General features: G+C 56.3%; 1 protein-coding gene. It reads right to left on the bottom strand.

What is annotated here, in order from left to right:
* Positions 1–120: 120 nt before the first annotated feature.
* A complete protein-coding gene (locus EN969_RS34385; RefSeq protein WP_127419945.1) occupies positions 121–384 on the bottom strand; it encodes a hypothetical protein in 264 nt (87 codons plus the stop codon).
* Positions 385–579 lie beyond the last annotated feature (195 nt).

Below are 579 nucleotides of genomic sequence, written 5' to 3' on the forward strand. Positions count from 1 at the left end.
GTCCATTCGCGGACAGCACGACCTCCGCGGCCTTCCGCGACATGCCGTATTTCCGGGCGAAGACCGCAGCGTCGTAAGGTTCGTTTTCGGCCGGTGCCGCGGACGTGATCCTGGCCTTGGTCATTGGCGGGTCCGCCTGAAAATCTCAAGCAACTCGCCTTCATTTCGGCAGCCATTCTGGAACAGCGAAAACACCGTGGCTGCCAGAAGCTGCACGTCCGACTCCCCCGACATGCGATCAAATTTGCGCTCCAGGCAGACCCGATCGAAGACGCGCTGGCACAGTTGCAGATCGGAAGGATGGAGACCGGGATTGCGCTTACGAAGGCTCGACATAAGAAGCCCCTTTCGGAGCAGCGGCCACTTTTGATGCATGTCGTCCAAAAGTGACCTCGGCTTTGGGAGAACGACATGCATAAACAAAGACCCTAAAGCGCATCGCATAAATCGGATCAAACGCGATGCGCTTTAGACGCTGTGGGTCAAAAAATGAAATCGGGCTGAGCAAGAGTCAACATCGGCCTTCATCACAGTAACTATCGTACAATTCTCCCCCCGGTCCTCCCCCTTCTTCGAACG

This window comes from Mesorhizobium sp. M7A.F.Ca.CA.003.01.2.1, from assembly GCF_003998945.1.
Lineage (GTDB): Bacteria > Pseudomonadota > Alphaproteobacteria > Rhizobiales > Rhizobiaceae > Mesorhizobium > Mesorhizobium ciceri.